We start from the raw sequence: 14,606 nt of genomic DNA on the forward strand, positions 1-14,606 counted from the left end.
GTGAATAGAAATTTGCACTATTTAGGGGTAGACGTAGGCTCTACTACGGCCAAAATAGTCATCTTAAATGAGAATGATGAGATAATCTATAGTAGATATGAGCGGCACTTATCTAACATAAAAGATACTATTGTAAACCTCATAGATGATGCGTATTCTAAAATTGGCAATCTCAGTGTATCTGTTGCGGTTACCGGTTCTGGCGGTATGGCGGTAGCTGAGTGGCTTAATATGCCGTTTGTTCAGGAAGTGATCGCAGGCACCAAGACGGTGGAAAGGTTTTTTCCTGAGGCAGATGTGGTCATAGAGTTAGGCGGAGAAGATGCCAAGATTACATACTTTGACGGCACTATTGAGCAGAGGATGAATAGCAGTTGTGCAGGCGGCACAGGTGCATTTATAGATCAGATGGCATCACTTTTAAAGACAGATGCTTTAGGTCTTAATGAGCTTTCCAAAAACCATAAAGTCATATATCCAATAGCGGCAAGATGTGGCGTTTTTGCAAAAACAGACATTCAGCCTCTTTTAAATGAAGGCACTGCGAAGGAAGACATAGCGGCTTCCATATTTCAAGCAGTTGTAAATCAGACTATAAGTGGTCTGGCATGTGGACGGCCTATAAAAGGGAATGTGGCATTTTTAGGTGGGCCTTTATATTTTCTTCCGGAATTAAGAAAGAGATTTATTGAAACATTGAACTTGAAAGATGAAGAAGTCATCGTTCCTGAAAATTCCCAGTTAGCTGTTGCCATAGGTGCGGCACTTTCCGCAAAAAATGATGAAATAACTACATTAAAAGACCTAAGAGATAAAGTACATACGCTTCCGTACAAAGTGAAAAATGATGTGGAGAGATTGAGGCCGCTTTTTGCAGACGAAGATGAGTACAAGGAGTTTAAGGAAAGGCACAAAGGCATTGATGTCTTGAAGAAAGATATAAAAGATGCCAGAGGCGGTCTTTTCTTAGGAATAGATGCAGGTTCTACTACAACAAAGCTTGTACTTATAGATGAAGGCGGTGCGATAGTCCATTCTTATTACGGCAGTAACGAAGGAAATCCGCTAAACTCTGTCATAAGGGTCCTTTTGGATATATACGAGAAGATGCCGGATGGTGCATATATAGCCAATTCTACTGTAACAGGATATGGCGAAAGCCTCATTAAAGCAGCTTTGATGGTGGATATAGGCGAGATCGAAACGATTGCTCATTACAAGGCATCGGAGCACTTCTTGCCTGGTGTTGACTTCATACTTGATATAGGCGGACAGGACATGAAGTGCATAAGGATAAGGGATGGCGTAATCGACAGCATAATGTTAAATGAAGCATGTTCTTCAGGGTGCGGTTCGTTTTTGGAGACATTCGCGTCTTCTCTCAACATGTCAATTGATGAGTTTACTGAAGCTGCATTAAAAGCTCAAAACCCAGTCGATTTAGGTTCTCGCTGCACTGTTTTCATGAATTCAAGGGTGAAGCAGGCGCAAAAAGAAGGGGCATCGTTAGGAGATATATCTGCAGGTCTTTCATACTCTGTCATAAAAAATGCTTTGTACAAAGTCATAAAGATAAGAGATCCAAAAGAGTTAGGAGAAAAGATAATCGTTCAAGGCGGTACATTCCTCAATGATGCTATACTAAGAAGCTTCGAACTTATTACAGGCAGAAATGCCGTAAGGCCTCAGATAGCGGGGCTAATGGGCGCATACGGTGCAGCTCTTATCGCAAAGGAAAGGTACAGTGGAGGAGTCAGCACAATATTTACGAAAGACAAGCTTGAAAGCTTTAGCGTGGAAGTGTCAAACGGCAGGTGCAATAAATGCACAAATAGATGCCTTCTTACCATAAATAAATTCAATGACGGAAGGGAGTTTATCTCAGGAAACCGGTGCGAAAGAGGTGCCGGAAAAGAGATTGCAAAAAACGATATACCAAACCTTTACGACTACAAGTACAAAAAGATATTTGGCTACAAGCCATTAAGCGAAGGTGAGGCGTATAGAGGTACCATTGGCATTCCGAGAGTTTTAAACATGTACGAAAACTATCCGCTGTGGTTTACATTTTTTACAAAGCTTGGCTTTAGGGTCATATTGTCTGACAGGTCATCAAAGAAGCTTTATGAGTCTGGCATGGACACAATACCGTCGGATTCTGCATGTTATCCGGCAAAAATCGTCCATGGGCACATAGTGAACTTGATAAATAAGGGCATCAAGACGATATTTTATCCATGCATACCTGTCGAGCAAAACATCTATGAAGATGCGGACAATCATTACAATTGCCCCATTGTGTCGTCTTATGCAGAAGTCATCAGAAACAACATGGACGTGCTGAAAGAAAAAGACATTCTGTTGTTAAGTCCTTTTTTGGCGCTGGATGACAAAGAGAAGCTTGCCAAAAGGCTTTATGAAGAATTGAAAGCTTTTGGCGTATCAAAAGGTGAAGTGGAAAATGCATTAAAAGAAGCTTTTGATGAAGATAAAAGGATAAAAGACGACATCGCAAGAAAAGGAGAAGAAGTCTTAAAATATCTGCGCGATACAGGAAAAAGAGGAATAGTCCTTGCAGGCAGGCCCTATCATTTAGATCCAGAAATAAACCATGGCATACCGGAGATAATAACATCACTGGGCGTGGCAGTATTGACAGAGGACTCTGTAGCGCATTTAGGCAAACTTGATAGAAAGCTTAGAGTTGTTGACCAGTGGATGTACCATACAAGGCTTTATGCGGCGGCAAGCTTTGTGGCTGACAGCGAAAACTTAGAGCTTGTGCAGCTTACTTCATTTGGCTGCGGCATTGACGCTGTCACATCCGATCAAGTGCAGGAGATCTTAAGCTCCCATGAAAAAATATTTACGCTTATAAAGATAGATGAAGGTACCAATGTAGGTTCTATAAGAATACGCATAAGGTCATTGATAGCCGCTATCAATGAAAGAAAAGATGAGAAAAGAGTCAAAACATCATATACCATGAATAGAATACTGTTTACGGACGAAATGAGGAAAAGGCATACGATATTGGCACCGCAGATGTCGCCAATACATTTCCAGTTTTTGCAGGAAGCTTTCAATGTTTCAGGGTATAATTTAGAAGTCCTTCCGTCTGTAGATAAACCGGCTGTTGAAGAAGGACTTAAATATGTAAACAATGATGCATGTTTTCCTTCTATAATAGTTGTTGGGCAGCTTATTGAAGCATTAAAATCTGGTAAGTATGATTTAAACAATACATCTGTCATAATCACGCAGACAGGCGGCGGCTGCAGAGCTACGAACTACATAGGGTTTTTAAGAAAGGCTTTGAAAGATGCAGGATTTGAAAATATACCCGTCATATCATTGAATTTTGTCGGAATGGAGAAGAATCCTGGATTTAAGATAACGCCGGGGCTTCTGAATAAAGCTTTTATTGGCCTTGTGTACGGCGATCTTCTGCAAAATGTGCTGCTTAGGGTGAGGCCTTATGAGAAGATACCCGGTTCAGCCAATAAGCTTTATGAAAAATGGGTGACAAAGTGCATAGAGTCTGTAAAAAGTGGAGATCTGAAGTTGTTTAAGAAAAATGTCCATCAGATTGTCCATGACTTTGAGAATCTTGAGATCAATAATGTGGTTAAGCCTAAAGTTGGCATTGTTGGGGAGATTCTCGTTAAGTATCATCCTACTGCAAACAACAGCATCGTTGATGTGCTTGAAAAAGAAGGAGCAGAAGTGATACTGCCTAATCTCATTGATTTTTTGCTGTTTATACTGGATCATGCAAATGAAAAGTATAAGTATTTATCAGGCAGCAAGATAAGGCAGATTTTGCAAAATATCGGCATAGCAGGACTTGAATTTTATCGAAAAGAGATGAGAAAGGCTTTAGAGAAAAGCAAAAGATTTATCTCTCCAAAGACTCTCAATGAGCTAAAGGAGTTGGCGTCACCTATAGTATCCCTTGGAAACATAACAGGTGAAGGATGGTACCTTACTGCAGAAATGGTGGAATTATTAAAAGAAGGCATATCAAATATAGTTTGCATACAGCCTTTTGCATGTCTTCCAAATCACATAACGGGGAAAGGCGTCATTAAAGCATTAAGAGAGCTTTACAAAGAAGCAAATATTGTGGCAGTTGATTATGACCCAGGTGCCAGTGAAGTAAACCAGCTAAATAGAATCAAGCTTATGCTGTCTGTGGCTTTCAAGAAATTGGAGAAAAACAGTGAGGCATTTGAGCAGATTGCTGCCACTGAAAAAATATAGTTTTTTAAAATGTGGGCATCATAAGTAGTACGGGAGGGTTTTACGATGGATAAGATTTCTTATGCAGTCAAGCTTATTGAAGATGGATATAAACCGTACTATTTTAAGCCCAGCAAAAATATACCGGCAACGTTTGATTCAAAATTGACATTAATATCTGAAGATGGGGATAAAAAGACAATTGTGTTTAACGGAATGGAAGTAAGTGCTGCTGACAAAGCATTTATGGACTATTTTACCAGTGAGGAATAAGAAAAATTTGGTTTTCATAAATAAAAGTGTTGCATATTGTGATGAAACGTGGTATACTTAATTCGTAGTTTAAACAAGAGATTTAACAACATTTCCCCTTTTTAGGATGGAATTTGGTTTGTTTAAATCTTGTAAATCTTAAAAAGGAGGAAAGTGTTGTGGCTGATAAAACATTAGTATGCAAAGACTGCGGCAAGGAATTCCTCTTTACAGAAGGCGAGCAAGCTTTCTATAAAGAAAAAGGCTTTGAAAATGAGCCTCAGAGATGCCCTGAATGCAGAAAAGCAAGAAAGCAGCAGTACAATAACAACAGAGGCTATAGAAGATAACCTGAGAAAAAACCTTATAGAGAAAGTCTATAAGGTTTTTTTATGCTTTTATCAGCCTTACGCCTATTATGAGAAGTACAACACCTATTGTTTTGAACCAATTGACAGGAGTTTTTTCAACCCCAAAGAGTCCAAAATTGTCGATAAGTAGTGTGGCGATCATCTGTGCTGATACGATTATAGATGCAAAAGTAGCTGCGCCAAGCTTTGGAATCAGTATGATTGACCCTAAAACGATGATAGATCCTAATACGCCACCAAATAAAAGGTATGTCGGTGCTTTAAATAAACTTGCAAATTGTTTTATGCTGCCATCTGCGAAGCTTATTGCAAATAAAATAATGAGTCCAACTAAATTATTAAGGACCGCAGAGTTTTTTGGTAAAGCTATCTTGCCAAGAGCCGAGTTCATCGGCGATTGCAGTCCTAAAGCAAGTCCAACAATAATTGTTCCTATATAAAGCATTATAGAGTTCATTTGATGTTCCCCCTTCAAATAGCTTACCTATTTAATATACCACATTTTTAAATTGACAAAAATTAAATTAACTTTTTAATATTTTGTTTTTAATAATAATTATTATATAATTAAGATAGAAACCGATTTAGGAGGGAGAAAAATGAGCTACATACCAAACGAAAACAGATATGAAAAGATGATATACAGAAGATGCGGAAGAAGTGGCATAATGCTTCCTGCAATTTCACTTGGACTATGGCACAATTTTGGCGGTTACGATGTATTTGAAAACATGAGAGAGATGGTCAAGAAGGCGTTTGACCTTGGCATAACCCATTTTGATTTGGCAAACAATTACGGGCCACCACCAGGATCTGCTGAGGAAAACTTCGGCAAGATTTTAAGGACAGACTTAAGAGGCTATAGAGATGAATTATTGATTTCTACGAAAGCTGGTTATACCATGTGGCCTGGCCCTTATGGTGACTGGGGCTCAAGGAAATACTTGCTTTCCAGCTTAGATCAAAGCTTAAAAAGGATGGGCATAGATTATGTTGACATATTTTACTCCCACAGGAGAGATCCAAATACGCCATTAGAAGAAACTATGTCAGCGCTGGCACAAGCCGTAAGACAAGGAAAGGCTTTGTACGTGGGCATTTCAAACTACAATGCTGAAGATACCAAGAAAGCCGCTGAGATCTTAAGACAGCTTGGGACACCGCTTTTAATAAACCAGCCAAGCTATTCCATGTTCAACAGATGGATAGAAGATGGACTTACAGATGTCCTTGAGGAAGAAGGCGTTGGCAGCATAGCATTTAGTCCTTTGGCACAGGGGCTACTTACTGATAAATACTTAAATGGAGTGCCGGATGATTCAAGAGCCGTAAGGAAGAATACTTCATTGAGAGGCAATCTTACAGAGGAGAATATAAATAAGGTAAGAGAATTGAAAAAAATCGCAGATAAAAGAGGACAAAGCATTGCACAGATGGCTTTGGCATGGGACTTGAGAAAAGTCACATCTGTAATAATTGGCGCAAGTCGTGTAAGCCAGATAGAAGAAAATGTAAAGGCGCTTGACAATCTGGAATTCAGCCATGAAGAATTGAAACAAATAGATGAAATATTGTCCAAATAAAATATGAGGGTGTTTTCCCTCATATTTTTTTTCTATTGTGATATTTATCACAGAAAAAATCAATTGGCGATTGTATAATAATAAACGTACGAAATACTGTATACAATTCGCACATTGGCGAATTGAAATAAATGAAGGAGGAAAATGATATGGGAATGTTTTGTTACCAGTGTCAAGAAGCTTCGAAAGGCATTGGCTGTACATTAAGAGGCGTGTGCGGCAAGACTGACGACACAGCAAGGCTGCAAGATTTGCTAATATACACGCTAAAGGGCATCGCGATTGTTAACAAAGAAGCCAGAAAACATGGTTTAAACAGTGAAAGCACGGATTCATTCATCATCGACGGATTGTTTTCAACAATAACGAATGTCAATTTTGACAAGAATTACTTTGTAGGAAAGATCAAAGAAGGCTTGAATTTAAGAGAGTCCATAAAGAACCAATTAAGCGCAAATGGAGTACAGTTAAGCGGATTGCATGATGCGGCTACATGGACAAAAGATGAAAGCGAATTTGATGATAAGGCTTTATCAGTAGGCGTTCTTGCTACTGAAAATGAAGACATAAGATCATTAAGAGAGCTTATAACTTATGGCATCAAGGGTATGGCTGCTTATGCATTCCATGCTGCAAACCTCGGCTTTAAAGATCCTAATATATCGGAGTTTATTGAAAAAGCATTAATCGCTACATTGGATGACAGCTTGAGCGCAAATGATTATGTGTCACTTGCATTAGAAGCTGGTAAATACGGCGTCGATGTTATGGCGCTTTTAGACAAGGCAAATACGTCCACATACGGAAATCCTGAGATTACAAAGGTAAATATCGGCGTCAGAAATAATCCTGGCATCTTAATAAGCGGACACGACTTAAAAGACTTGGAAGAGCTGTTGGAGCAGACAGAAGGAACGGGTGTTGACGTATATACACACGGTGAAATGCTTCCAGCCCACTACTATCCAGCATTTAAGAAGTATTCACACTTTGCAGGAAACTACGGCAATGCATGGTGGCAGCAGGATAAAGAATTTGAAAGCTTTAACGGCCCAATACTCATGACAACTAACTGCTTGACGCCTCCAAAGGATTCATACAAAGACAGACTTTACACGACTGGTGTCGTTGGATTTGAAGGTGTAAAGCATATTGATGCTGGCCCAGATGGGAAAAAAGACTTTACAGAAATAATAGAGCACGCAAAGAGATGCAAACCGCCAGTAGAGATTGAGAGCGGAGAAATAGTAGGAGGATTTGCCCACAACCAAGTATTGGCTTTGGCTAATCAAGTAGTTGATGCAGTAAAGACTGGCGCTATAAAGAGGTTCTTTGTAATGGCAGGCTGCGATGGCAGGATGAAATCAAGAGAATACTACACAGAATTTGCAAAAGAACTTCCAAAAGATACGGTCATATTGACAGCAGGCTGTGCAAAGTACAGGTACAATAAATTAAATCTTGGCGATATAAACGGCATACCAAGAGTGCTTGACGCAGGACAGTGCAATGACTCGTATTCATTGGCAGTGATTGCGCTTAAACTTAAAGAAGTGTTTGGACTTGAAGATATAAATGAGCTTCCAATATCATTTAACATTGCATGGTATGAGCAAAAAGCTGTAATAGTATTACTTGCACTTCTGTACCTGGGGGTAAAGAATATTCACTTAGGACCTACACTTCCGGCATTCTTGTCGCCAAACGTCGCAAAAGTTTTAGTTGAAAACTTTGGCATCGGCGGCATAACAAATGTGGAAGACGACATAAAGATGTTTATGGGGAATTAAATATAGATACAAAAAGGCGGCTCTTAAATGAGCCGTTTATTTATTTCTTTCGACTTGTGATATTATATAAATATGCAATAATTTGTAAATAAGGGGGAGTCCTATTTATGTATTTAATTTCAACTATATTTTTAATAATAAATGTCGGCGCTTTAGTTTTTATAATATATTTGCTGTATAAGATTTTGATGTATGTATCAAAAAAGTGATAAAAAGACGGCTTATAAGTTTTAATTAACTTGTAAGCCGTTCTTTTTCTTAAGCTATGCACCGTATGCTTTTCTGTAGATCTCTGCAATTTCTTTTGTGAGAGGCATTCTCGGGTTTGTCCCTGTGCACTGATCGTTGAAGGCGATGTCTGACATTTCCTCTATTTCTTTTTCAAACTGTTCTTTGTTGATGCCGGCGTCTTTAAGTGTAAGCGGAATGTTAAGCTCTTTCATGAGGTTCTTTATAGCTTCTATTAAGCTTTCTACGCCTTCTTCAACAGTTGAAGCAGGCAGTCCTAAGAATTTGGCGATTTCCGCATATCTTTCTGCTGCTTTTGGATATTCGTATTGTGGGAATGCCACAAACTTTGTAGGTTTTTCTGCATTGTACCTTATTACATACGGCAGAAGTATTGCATTTGCTCTTCCGTGTGGTATGTGGAACTTTCCGCCCAGTATGTGTGCCATGCTGTGGTTTATTCCTAAGAATGCATTTGTGAATGCCATACCAGCCATGCAGGAAGCATTGTGCATCTTTTCGCGGGCTTCTTCATCATTGCCGTTTTTATAAGCCCTTGGCAGGTATTCAAATACGATCTTTATAGCCTTTTCCGCCAGTGCATCTGTGTAGTCTGATGCCATTACTGATACGTATGCTTCTATGGCGTGTGTCAGCACATCCATGCCTGTGTCTGCTGTTACAGATGGCGGTACAGTCTTTGTAAGGTCAGGATCTATTATGGCTATGTCAGGTGTAAGTTCGTAGTCTGCCAGTGGATACTTGATGTTTCTCTTTTTGTCGGTTATTACGGCAAATGCTGTCACTTCTGAGCCTGTGCCGCTTGTTGTCGGTATTGCGATGAATAGCGCTTTTTTGCCAAGTTCTGGGAACTTAAATGCCCTTTTTCTGATGTCTGCAAATTTAAGCCTCAATGTTTCAAACTCTGTATCAGGATATTCGTAGAAAAGCCACATTCCCTTTGCTGCGTCTATTGCAGAGCCACCGCCTACAGCGATTATTAAGTCAGGATTGTACGAATTCATTATTTTTACGCCGTTCATGACTGTGTCAACAGATGGATCTGGCTCTACTTCTGAGAATATTTCGTATTCGATGTTTGCTTTGTCTAATTGATATGTCACTTTGTCTACGAAGCCAAGCTTAACCATGAATGGATCTGTGACGATAAACGCTTTTTTTCTTTTGACTTTGCACAGGTACTGGAGTGACCCGCTTTCAAAGTAAATCTTCGGTGGAATCTTGAACCATTTCATTCTATCATTCCTTATCACGACACGCTTAATATTCAAAAGGTTCTTGACGCTTACATTGTCTGTCGTTGAGTTTCTTCCCATAGAACCACAGCCTAATGTAAGTGATGGCGTGTTTGTATTGTATATATCTCCTATTGCTCCCTGTGATGATGGTGAATTTACGATAAGTCTTCCTGTGCGGACTCGCCTTGCAAATTCATTTATGACGTTTTGATTTTCAGAGTGTATTACAGCAGAGTGGCCTAAACCTCCGAATTCAGTCATTTCCTCGCACTTTTTGATTCCTTCATTGTAGTCTTTGACGGTGTAGCAAGCAAGAATCGGGCTTAGTTTCTCCCTTGATAGAGGATATTTTGGACCTACTCCTTCGTACTCTGCCACTAATATCTTTGTGCCTTCGGGGACTTTGAAGCCTGCCATTTCAGCAATCTTCGCCGCTGGCTGACCTACCACTGCAGGGCTCATGGCGCAGCTTTGCTCATCAATTGCAAATTTCTCAAGCTTCTTTATTTCATCTTTGTTTAAGAAGTAGCAGCCGTATTCTTTCATAAGCTTTTTGACTTCATCTGCTATTTCCTCGTCTATTATTACGGCCTGCTCTGATGCGCATATTACTCCATTGTCAAATGTCTTGCTTAGTATGAGATCCGATACAGCCCTCTTTATGTTTGCTGATTTTTCGATGTAGCATGGCACATTGCCAGGACCTACGCCTAATGCCGGTTTTCCTGAGCTGTATGCCGCTTTTACCATTCCTGCACCGCCCGTTGCAAGGATCAGCGATACGCCTGGATGTGTCATGAGAAGCTGTGTGGCCTCAATTGATGGCGTTTCTATCCATCCTATGCATCCTTCAGGTGCGCCTGCCTTTAGTGCAGCTTCATACATCACTTTGGCTGCTGCGATGCTGCACTTTATTGCCTTTGGATGGAAGCTGAATATTATAGGATTTCGCGTCTTTATGGATATTAAGCATTTAAACATCGTGGTAGATGTTGGGTTTGTGACAGGTGTGACACCGGCAATTACGCCTATCGGTTCTGCCACTTCCATGTAGTTTTCTTCTATGTTCTCGTTTATGATTCCTACAGTCTTTTCATTTTTTATGTCGTGGTACACGTACTCTGTTGCGAAGAGATTTTTTGTTATCTTATCTTCGTATACACCCATTTTTGTCTCTTCGTACGCCATCTTTGCCAGCTCTACGTGTTTGTCAACGCCTGCTAAAGCCATTGCCTTAACTATTGCGTCGATTTGCTCTTGCGTGTAAGACATGAATTTTTTCTGAGCCTCTTGTGCTCTTGACACAAGTAGATCTATCTGCTTCTGAACGTCTAATTCCGTTTTTGTCGTTGCCATAATAAACACCTCCGTGTTAATTTATTAACAATAAATCTCTACATTTCAGGTGATTGTATCAGTTTTTCAAGCATTTCAACAGGAAATTCGCTTGAATGAATTGAATTTTGGACTGTGTGATGTAAATAATTTTTGTTATTCATTTAACAATCACCTTACACTTATATGATATATTATCACTATTATTTTGTCAATATAGAAAATTTTTTATAAACGATTAACTAAAAAATTTTACTGAAATTATTTTATTGCTTGTGATTTTTGGGTATGGTATAATGGACACAAAGGTACAAGGGGAGGGATAAACCTTGACAAATGAAGAGTTCATGACTTTGGTGCTTCAAAGATTTGACTCGATTGACGGGAAACTGGGAAGTATGGATGAAAGACTTGTCAGTGTTGAAAAGAGATTGGACAACGTAGACAAAAGATTGGACGATGTAGACAAAAGACTGGATAATATGGATAAAAGGCTGGACAACGTTGAGAGAAGACTGGATAACGTTGAGAGAAGGCTTGACGGTGTTGAAAATAGACTTGACGGCATGGACAAGAGGCTTGATAGTGTAGAGAATAGACTTTACAACCTTGAAAGGCAACAAAGCGATGTTGATTACATTTTAAAACAGACATTTGAAGAAGTAACAAAGCATACAAGCCAGCTTGGCAAGTTTGAATTGAATTTTAAGAGAATAGACAAGAAGTTTGATGTTTTGAATGATCACATACTTGAAAGAGAAGCGGATGTAAAACTGCTTTTAGATATACACAAGCTTAACGATGTTTAAATGGCGCTATGAGCGCTTTTTTCTTTATCTTTATCTTTATACACTTTGAGAGGATGAGTGGCATATGAAATTTTCTCATGTTTACGTTGAAAAAGATGTTTTAAACCACCCAATTGCAGAAAAAATATTAGATGCATTGAAAAAAAGCACTGTTATTGAAATACAAAGGTATAGCGATGTATTTTTAAGGCAAAGGCAGAATTATGTCATGCAGAAGAAATATCCAAATATAATACTGGCAAAGAAAAGGTACGATTTTATATACAGAGGATCTCAGATGTGCGAAAACTTTGGCATTGATGAGTTTTACCACACATCGAATGTTTTAAATTGCATTTACTCATGTGATTATTGCTATCTTCAAGGCATGTATCCATCTGCAAATATCGTGTTTTTTGTCAATTTAGAAGATTTTTTTGATAAGGTTCATAAAATTTCTTGCGATAAAAAAATATACTTAAGTATATCGTATGAGACGGATTTGTTGGCATTTGAGCCGTTGACAGGCTTTACGTCTATGTGGATTTCATACGCGATGACTAATGAAAACTTGCTGATGGAGATAAGGACAAAATGTGCCAATGCGGCGTTTTTTGAATCTACAGTGATTCCGGATAATGTAATATTTTCATGGTCTCTTTTGCCTCAGGAAGTAATTTCGATTTATGAGGCTTCTACCCCATCCCTTGACAAAAGAATAATGGCCATAAAAAAGGCTATTGAAAAAGGAGTAAAAGTGAGAATATCGTTAGAACCTGTCATGTATGTTGATGGTTTTGAAAAGATATATTCGGATTTTATAGATAAATTGTACGAAGAATTGCCGTTTCAAGATATATACGACTTTAATATAGGTGCATTTAGGATGGTAAAGGAGCAGGCTAAAAAAGTGGAAAAGCTTAAAGAAACATCGTTTGTATTTTGCTATGATACGGAAGTAAAGGATGGAGTATTTACCTATAAAAATGAAAAGTACATGAAAGAATTTGTGTACGATAGATTATCAAAATACGTAAGCAAAGATAAATTATTTGTAAAGTAGTGACCTATATCACAGCAATAACTGTATTTTGAGGTAAAATTAAGTTGAGACATCTGTTTTAAATAAGAAGATAGACGGCATAATAAATATGAATGAAACAATTAAATGATAATTTAAGAAAGGAGGCTTTACTATGAGTGAACTTATAAATAACAGAGAACACAGGCAAGAGCTTTTAAAAGAAGTGATAAGAGAGCTTCACAAAGGCAAATCGGTGGATGAGGTGAAGCAAAAGTTCAAAGACGTAATTGACGGCATTACTCATACAGAATTGTCTCAGATAGAACAGGAGTTGATGAATGAGGGGCTTTCTGTAAAGGAAATTCAGAGGCTTTGCGATGTTCACGCGGCTGTTTTCAAAGAGTCATTGGAGCAGCTAAAGAAGCCGGAGACTATACCCGGTCATCCAGTCCATACGTTTAAAGAAGAAAATAGAGCAATTGAAAGGCACATAAATGAAAATTTAAGGCCTGCGTTGGAGGATTTTAAACGAGATGGTACCAATCAAAGTGCATCGAAACTTTTGGAAAACATAAATCTTCTCATGGATATTGACAAACATTATTCAAGAAAAGAAAATCTCTTGTTTCCGTATTTGGAAAAGTACGGAATAACAGGCCCTCCAAGTGTCATGTGGGGCGTAGATGATGAAATTAGAGAGCTTTTAAAATCCACAATCGGAGATTTAAAAGAATACAATGAGTCTAAAAAAGGTGCAATTAAAGATGAGATAAATAAGCTTATCAATAAGATAATAGAGATGATATTCAAAGAAGAAAACATACTTCTTCCGATGGCTTTAGATACGCTTACTGAAGATGAATGGGTAAATATCATGGATGAAAGTGACGAAATCGGATATTGCTTAATATCGCCTGAGTCAAAGTGGAAACCAAAAAGGGAAAGCTTAAAGGCTGAAGAAGAAGGAAAAGTTGCAAATGATGTGGGGCGTGGATATATTAAATTCGACACAGGTATATTAAAGACAGAAGAAATAAGCGCTATATTTGATAACTTGCCTTTTGATGTAACGTTTGTGGACAAAGGCGATGTGGTAAGGTATTTTTCAAATGGGAAAGACAGGATTTTTGCCAGGACGAAGGCTGTGATCGGCAGAAAGGTTCAGTATTGCCATCCGCCTGCCAGCGTCCATGTGGTAGAAGAACTTTTGAGGGATTTTAAATCAGGAAAAAAGAGTCATGAAGATTTCTGGATAAAAATGGGCGACAAATACGTGTACATCAGGTATTTTGCTGTAAGAGACAAAGAAGGAGAGTATCTGGGAACACTGGAGGTAACACAAGATATAGGGCCTATTAAAGCCTTGGAAGGAGAAAAACGACTAATGTCGTAAGATGAGGGCAGCTATTTTCTGCAATGGAGAAAGGCTGCCCTTATTCTTAGCTTAACTTCTTGCCTTCGATTAAAAGGCCTACAGGCACATCCATGATGGCGTTGTCGTGCAAAAATTTGATATTAGCGTATTTTTTATGGGGGTTTAGAGAGTTTATCCATACTACTTGACCATCATAGATAACTTCATAATTTGATGGAGAATTGTATATTTCTTCGGCTCTTTCATATTTCATAAAAACAACTCCTTTCCTTATAGATAGTATACATTAGCTTATATAAACATATACTTTTCTCGTGATGTCCGATATGTTGACATTTTAATGCAGTATGAATATAATA

11 protein-coding genes are annotated in these 14,606 nt (G+C 38.6%); 8 read left to right on the forward strand and 3 right to left on the reverse strand.

Annotated features, from left to right (window positions below):
• The 3 genes from GSH73_RS00640 to GSH73_RS00650 all read left to right on the forward strand — a co-directional run bounded on the left by GSH73_RS00640 (window position 1) and on the right by GSH73_RS00650 (window position 4,844).
• Entirely contained in the window at window positions 1-4,263 is a 4,263-nt protein-coding gene (locus GSH73_RS00640) for a 2-hydroxyacyl-CoA dehydratase (RefSeq protein WP_014757374.1), read from the forward strand.
• 45 nt (window positions 4,264-4,308) lie between these two features.
• The gene (locus tag GSH73_RS00645; protein WP_014757373.1) at window positions 4,309-4,515 is read left to right on the forward strand and encodes a hypothetical protein; all 207 of its coding nucleotides are present in this window, start codon (window positions 4,309-4,311) and stop codon (window positions 4,513-4,515) included.
• A gap of 158 nt (window positions 4,516-4,673) precedes the next feature.
• Window positions 4,674-4,844 carry a zinc-ribbon domain-containing protein gene (locus GSH73_RS00650; protein ID WP_014757372.1) on the forward strand — a complete coding sequence of 57 codons (171 nt, stop codon included), beginning with the start codon at window positions 4,674-4,676 and terminating at the stop codon, window positions 4,842-4,844.
• Window positions 4,845-4,884: 40 nt separating this feature from the next.
• Here GSH73_RS00650 and GSH73_RS00655 read toward each other — a convergent pair whose 3' ends face one another.
• Window positions 4,885-5,322: a DMT family transporter gene (locus GSH73_RS00655; protein WP_014757371.1), complete on the reverse strand. Its 438-nt coding sequence runs from the start codon at window positions 5,320-5,322 to the stop codon at window positions 4,885-4,887.
• Between the two features lie 142 nt (window positions 5,323-5,464).
• Here GSH73_RS00655 and mgrA point away from each other — a divergent pair, with 142 nt between their 5' ends.
• Both mgrA and hcp read left to right on the forward strand, forming a co-directional pair.
• Window positions 5,465-6,448, forward strand: a complete 984-nt coding sequence (gene mgrA / locus GSH73_RS00660; RefSeq protein ID WP_014757370.1) for an L-glyceraldehyde 3-phosphate reductase — start codon at window positions 5,465-5,467, stop codon at window positions 6,446-6,448.
• Window positions 6,449-6,597: 149 nt separating this feature from the next.
• Window positions 6,598-8,238, forward strand: a complete 1,641-nt coding sequence (hcp, locus tag GSH73_RS00665; RefSeq protein ID WP_014757369.1) for a hydroxylamine reductase — start codon at window positions 6,598-6,600, stop codon at window positions 8,236-8,238.
• A 263-nt stretch (window positions 8,239-8,501) separates the two neighbouring features.
• On the opposite strand, the gene adhE is transcribed toward hcp, so the two are convergent.
• Window positions 8,502-11,081, reverse strand: coding sequence for a bifunctional acetaldehyde-CoA/alcohol dehydrogenase (adhE, locus tag GSH73_RS00670; RefSeq protein WP_038068632.1), 2,580 nt, complete (start codon window positions 11,079-11,081; stop codon window positions 8,502-8,504).
• A 308-nt stretch (window positions 11,082-11,389) separates the two neighbouring features.
• Here adhE and GSH73_RS00675 point away from each other — a divergent pair, with 308 nt between their 5' ends.
• The 3 genes from GSH73_RS00675 to GSH73_RS00685 all read left to right on the forward strand — a co-directional run bounded on the left by GSH73_RS00675 (window position 11,390) and on the right by GSH73_RS00685 (window position 14,265).
• Window positions 11,390-11,869 carry a hypothetical protein gene (locus GSH73_RS00675; protein ID WP_014757366.1) on the forward strand — a complete coding sequence of 160 codons (480 nt, stop codon included), beginning with the start codon at window positions 11,390-11,392 and terminating at the stop codon, window positions 11,867-11,869.
• A 64-nt stretch (window positions 11,870-11,933) separates the two neighbouring features.
• Window positions 11,934-12,911, forward strand: a complete 978-nt coding sequence (locus GSH73_RS00680; protein WP_014757365.1) for an SPL family radical SAM protein — start codon at window positions 11,934-11,936, stop codon at window positions 12,909-12,911.
• Window positions 12,912-13,044: 133 nt separating this feature from the next.
• The gene (locus GSH73_RS00685) at window positions 13,045-14,265 is read left to right on the forward strand and encodes a DUF438 domain-containing protein (protein ID WP_014757364.1); all 1,221 of its coding nucleotides are present in this window, start codon (window positions 13,045-13,047) and stop codon (window positions 14,263-14,265) included.
• Window positions 14,266-14,311: 46 nt separating this feature from the next.
• Here the strand turns inward: GSH73_RS00685 and GSH73_RS00690 are convergent, their stop codons facing one another.
• On the reverse strand, window positions 14,312-14,500 hold the full coding sequence (locus tag GSH73_RS00690) for a small, acid-soluble spore protein, H family (protein ID WP_014757363.1): 189 nt from the start codon (window positions 14,498-14,500) through the stop codon (window positions 14,312-14,314).
• Between the last annotated feature and the right edge of the window lie 106 nt (window positions 14,501-14,606).

The sequence above is a fragment of the Thermoanaerobacterium aotearoense genome (assembly GCF_009905255.1).
Taxonomy (GTDB): Bacteria; Bacillota; Thermoanaerobacteria; order Thermoanaerobacterales; family Thermoanaerobacteraceae; genus Thermoanaerobacterium; species Thermoanaerobacterium aotearoense.

Excerpts from the sequence above, each read along its gene's own strand:
- GSH73_RS00680 (WP_014757365.1), top strand. The coding sequence starts at position 11,934 with ATGAAATTTTCTCATGTTTACGTTGAAAAAGATGTTTTAAACCACCCA.
- GSH73_RS00685 (WP_014757364.1), top strand. The coding sequence starts at position 13,045 with ATGAGTGAACTTATAAATAACAGAGAACACAGGCAAGAGCTTTTAAAA.
- mgrA (WP_014757370.1), top strand. The coding sequence starts at position 5,465 with ATGAGCTACATACCAAACGAAAACAGATATGAAAAGATGATATACAGA.
- GSH73_RS00655 (WP_014757371.1), bottom strand. The coding sequence starts at position 5,322 with ATGAACTCTATAATGCTTTATATAGGAACAATTATTGTTGGACTTGCT.
- hcp (WP_014757369.1), top strand. The coding sequence starts at position 6,598 with ATGGGAATGTTTTGTTACCAGTGTCAAGAAGCTTCGAAAGGCATTGGC.
- adhE (WP_038068632.1), bottom strand. The coding sequence starts at position 11,081 with ATGGCAACGACAAAAACGGAATTAGACGTTCAGAAGCAGATAGATCTA.
- GSH73_RS00645 (WP_014757373.1), top strand. The coding sequence starts at position 4,309 with ATGGATAAGATTTCTTATGCAGTCAAGCTTATTGAAGATGGATATAAA.
- GSH73_RS00690 (WP_014757363.1), bottom strand. The coding sequence starts at position 14,500 with ATGAAATATGAAAGAGCCGAAGAAATATACAATTCTCCATCAAATTAT.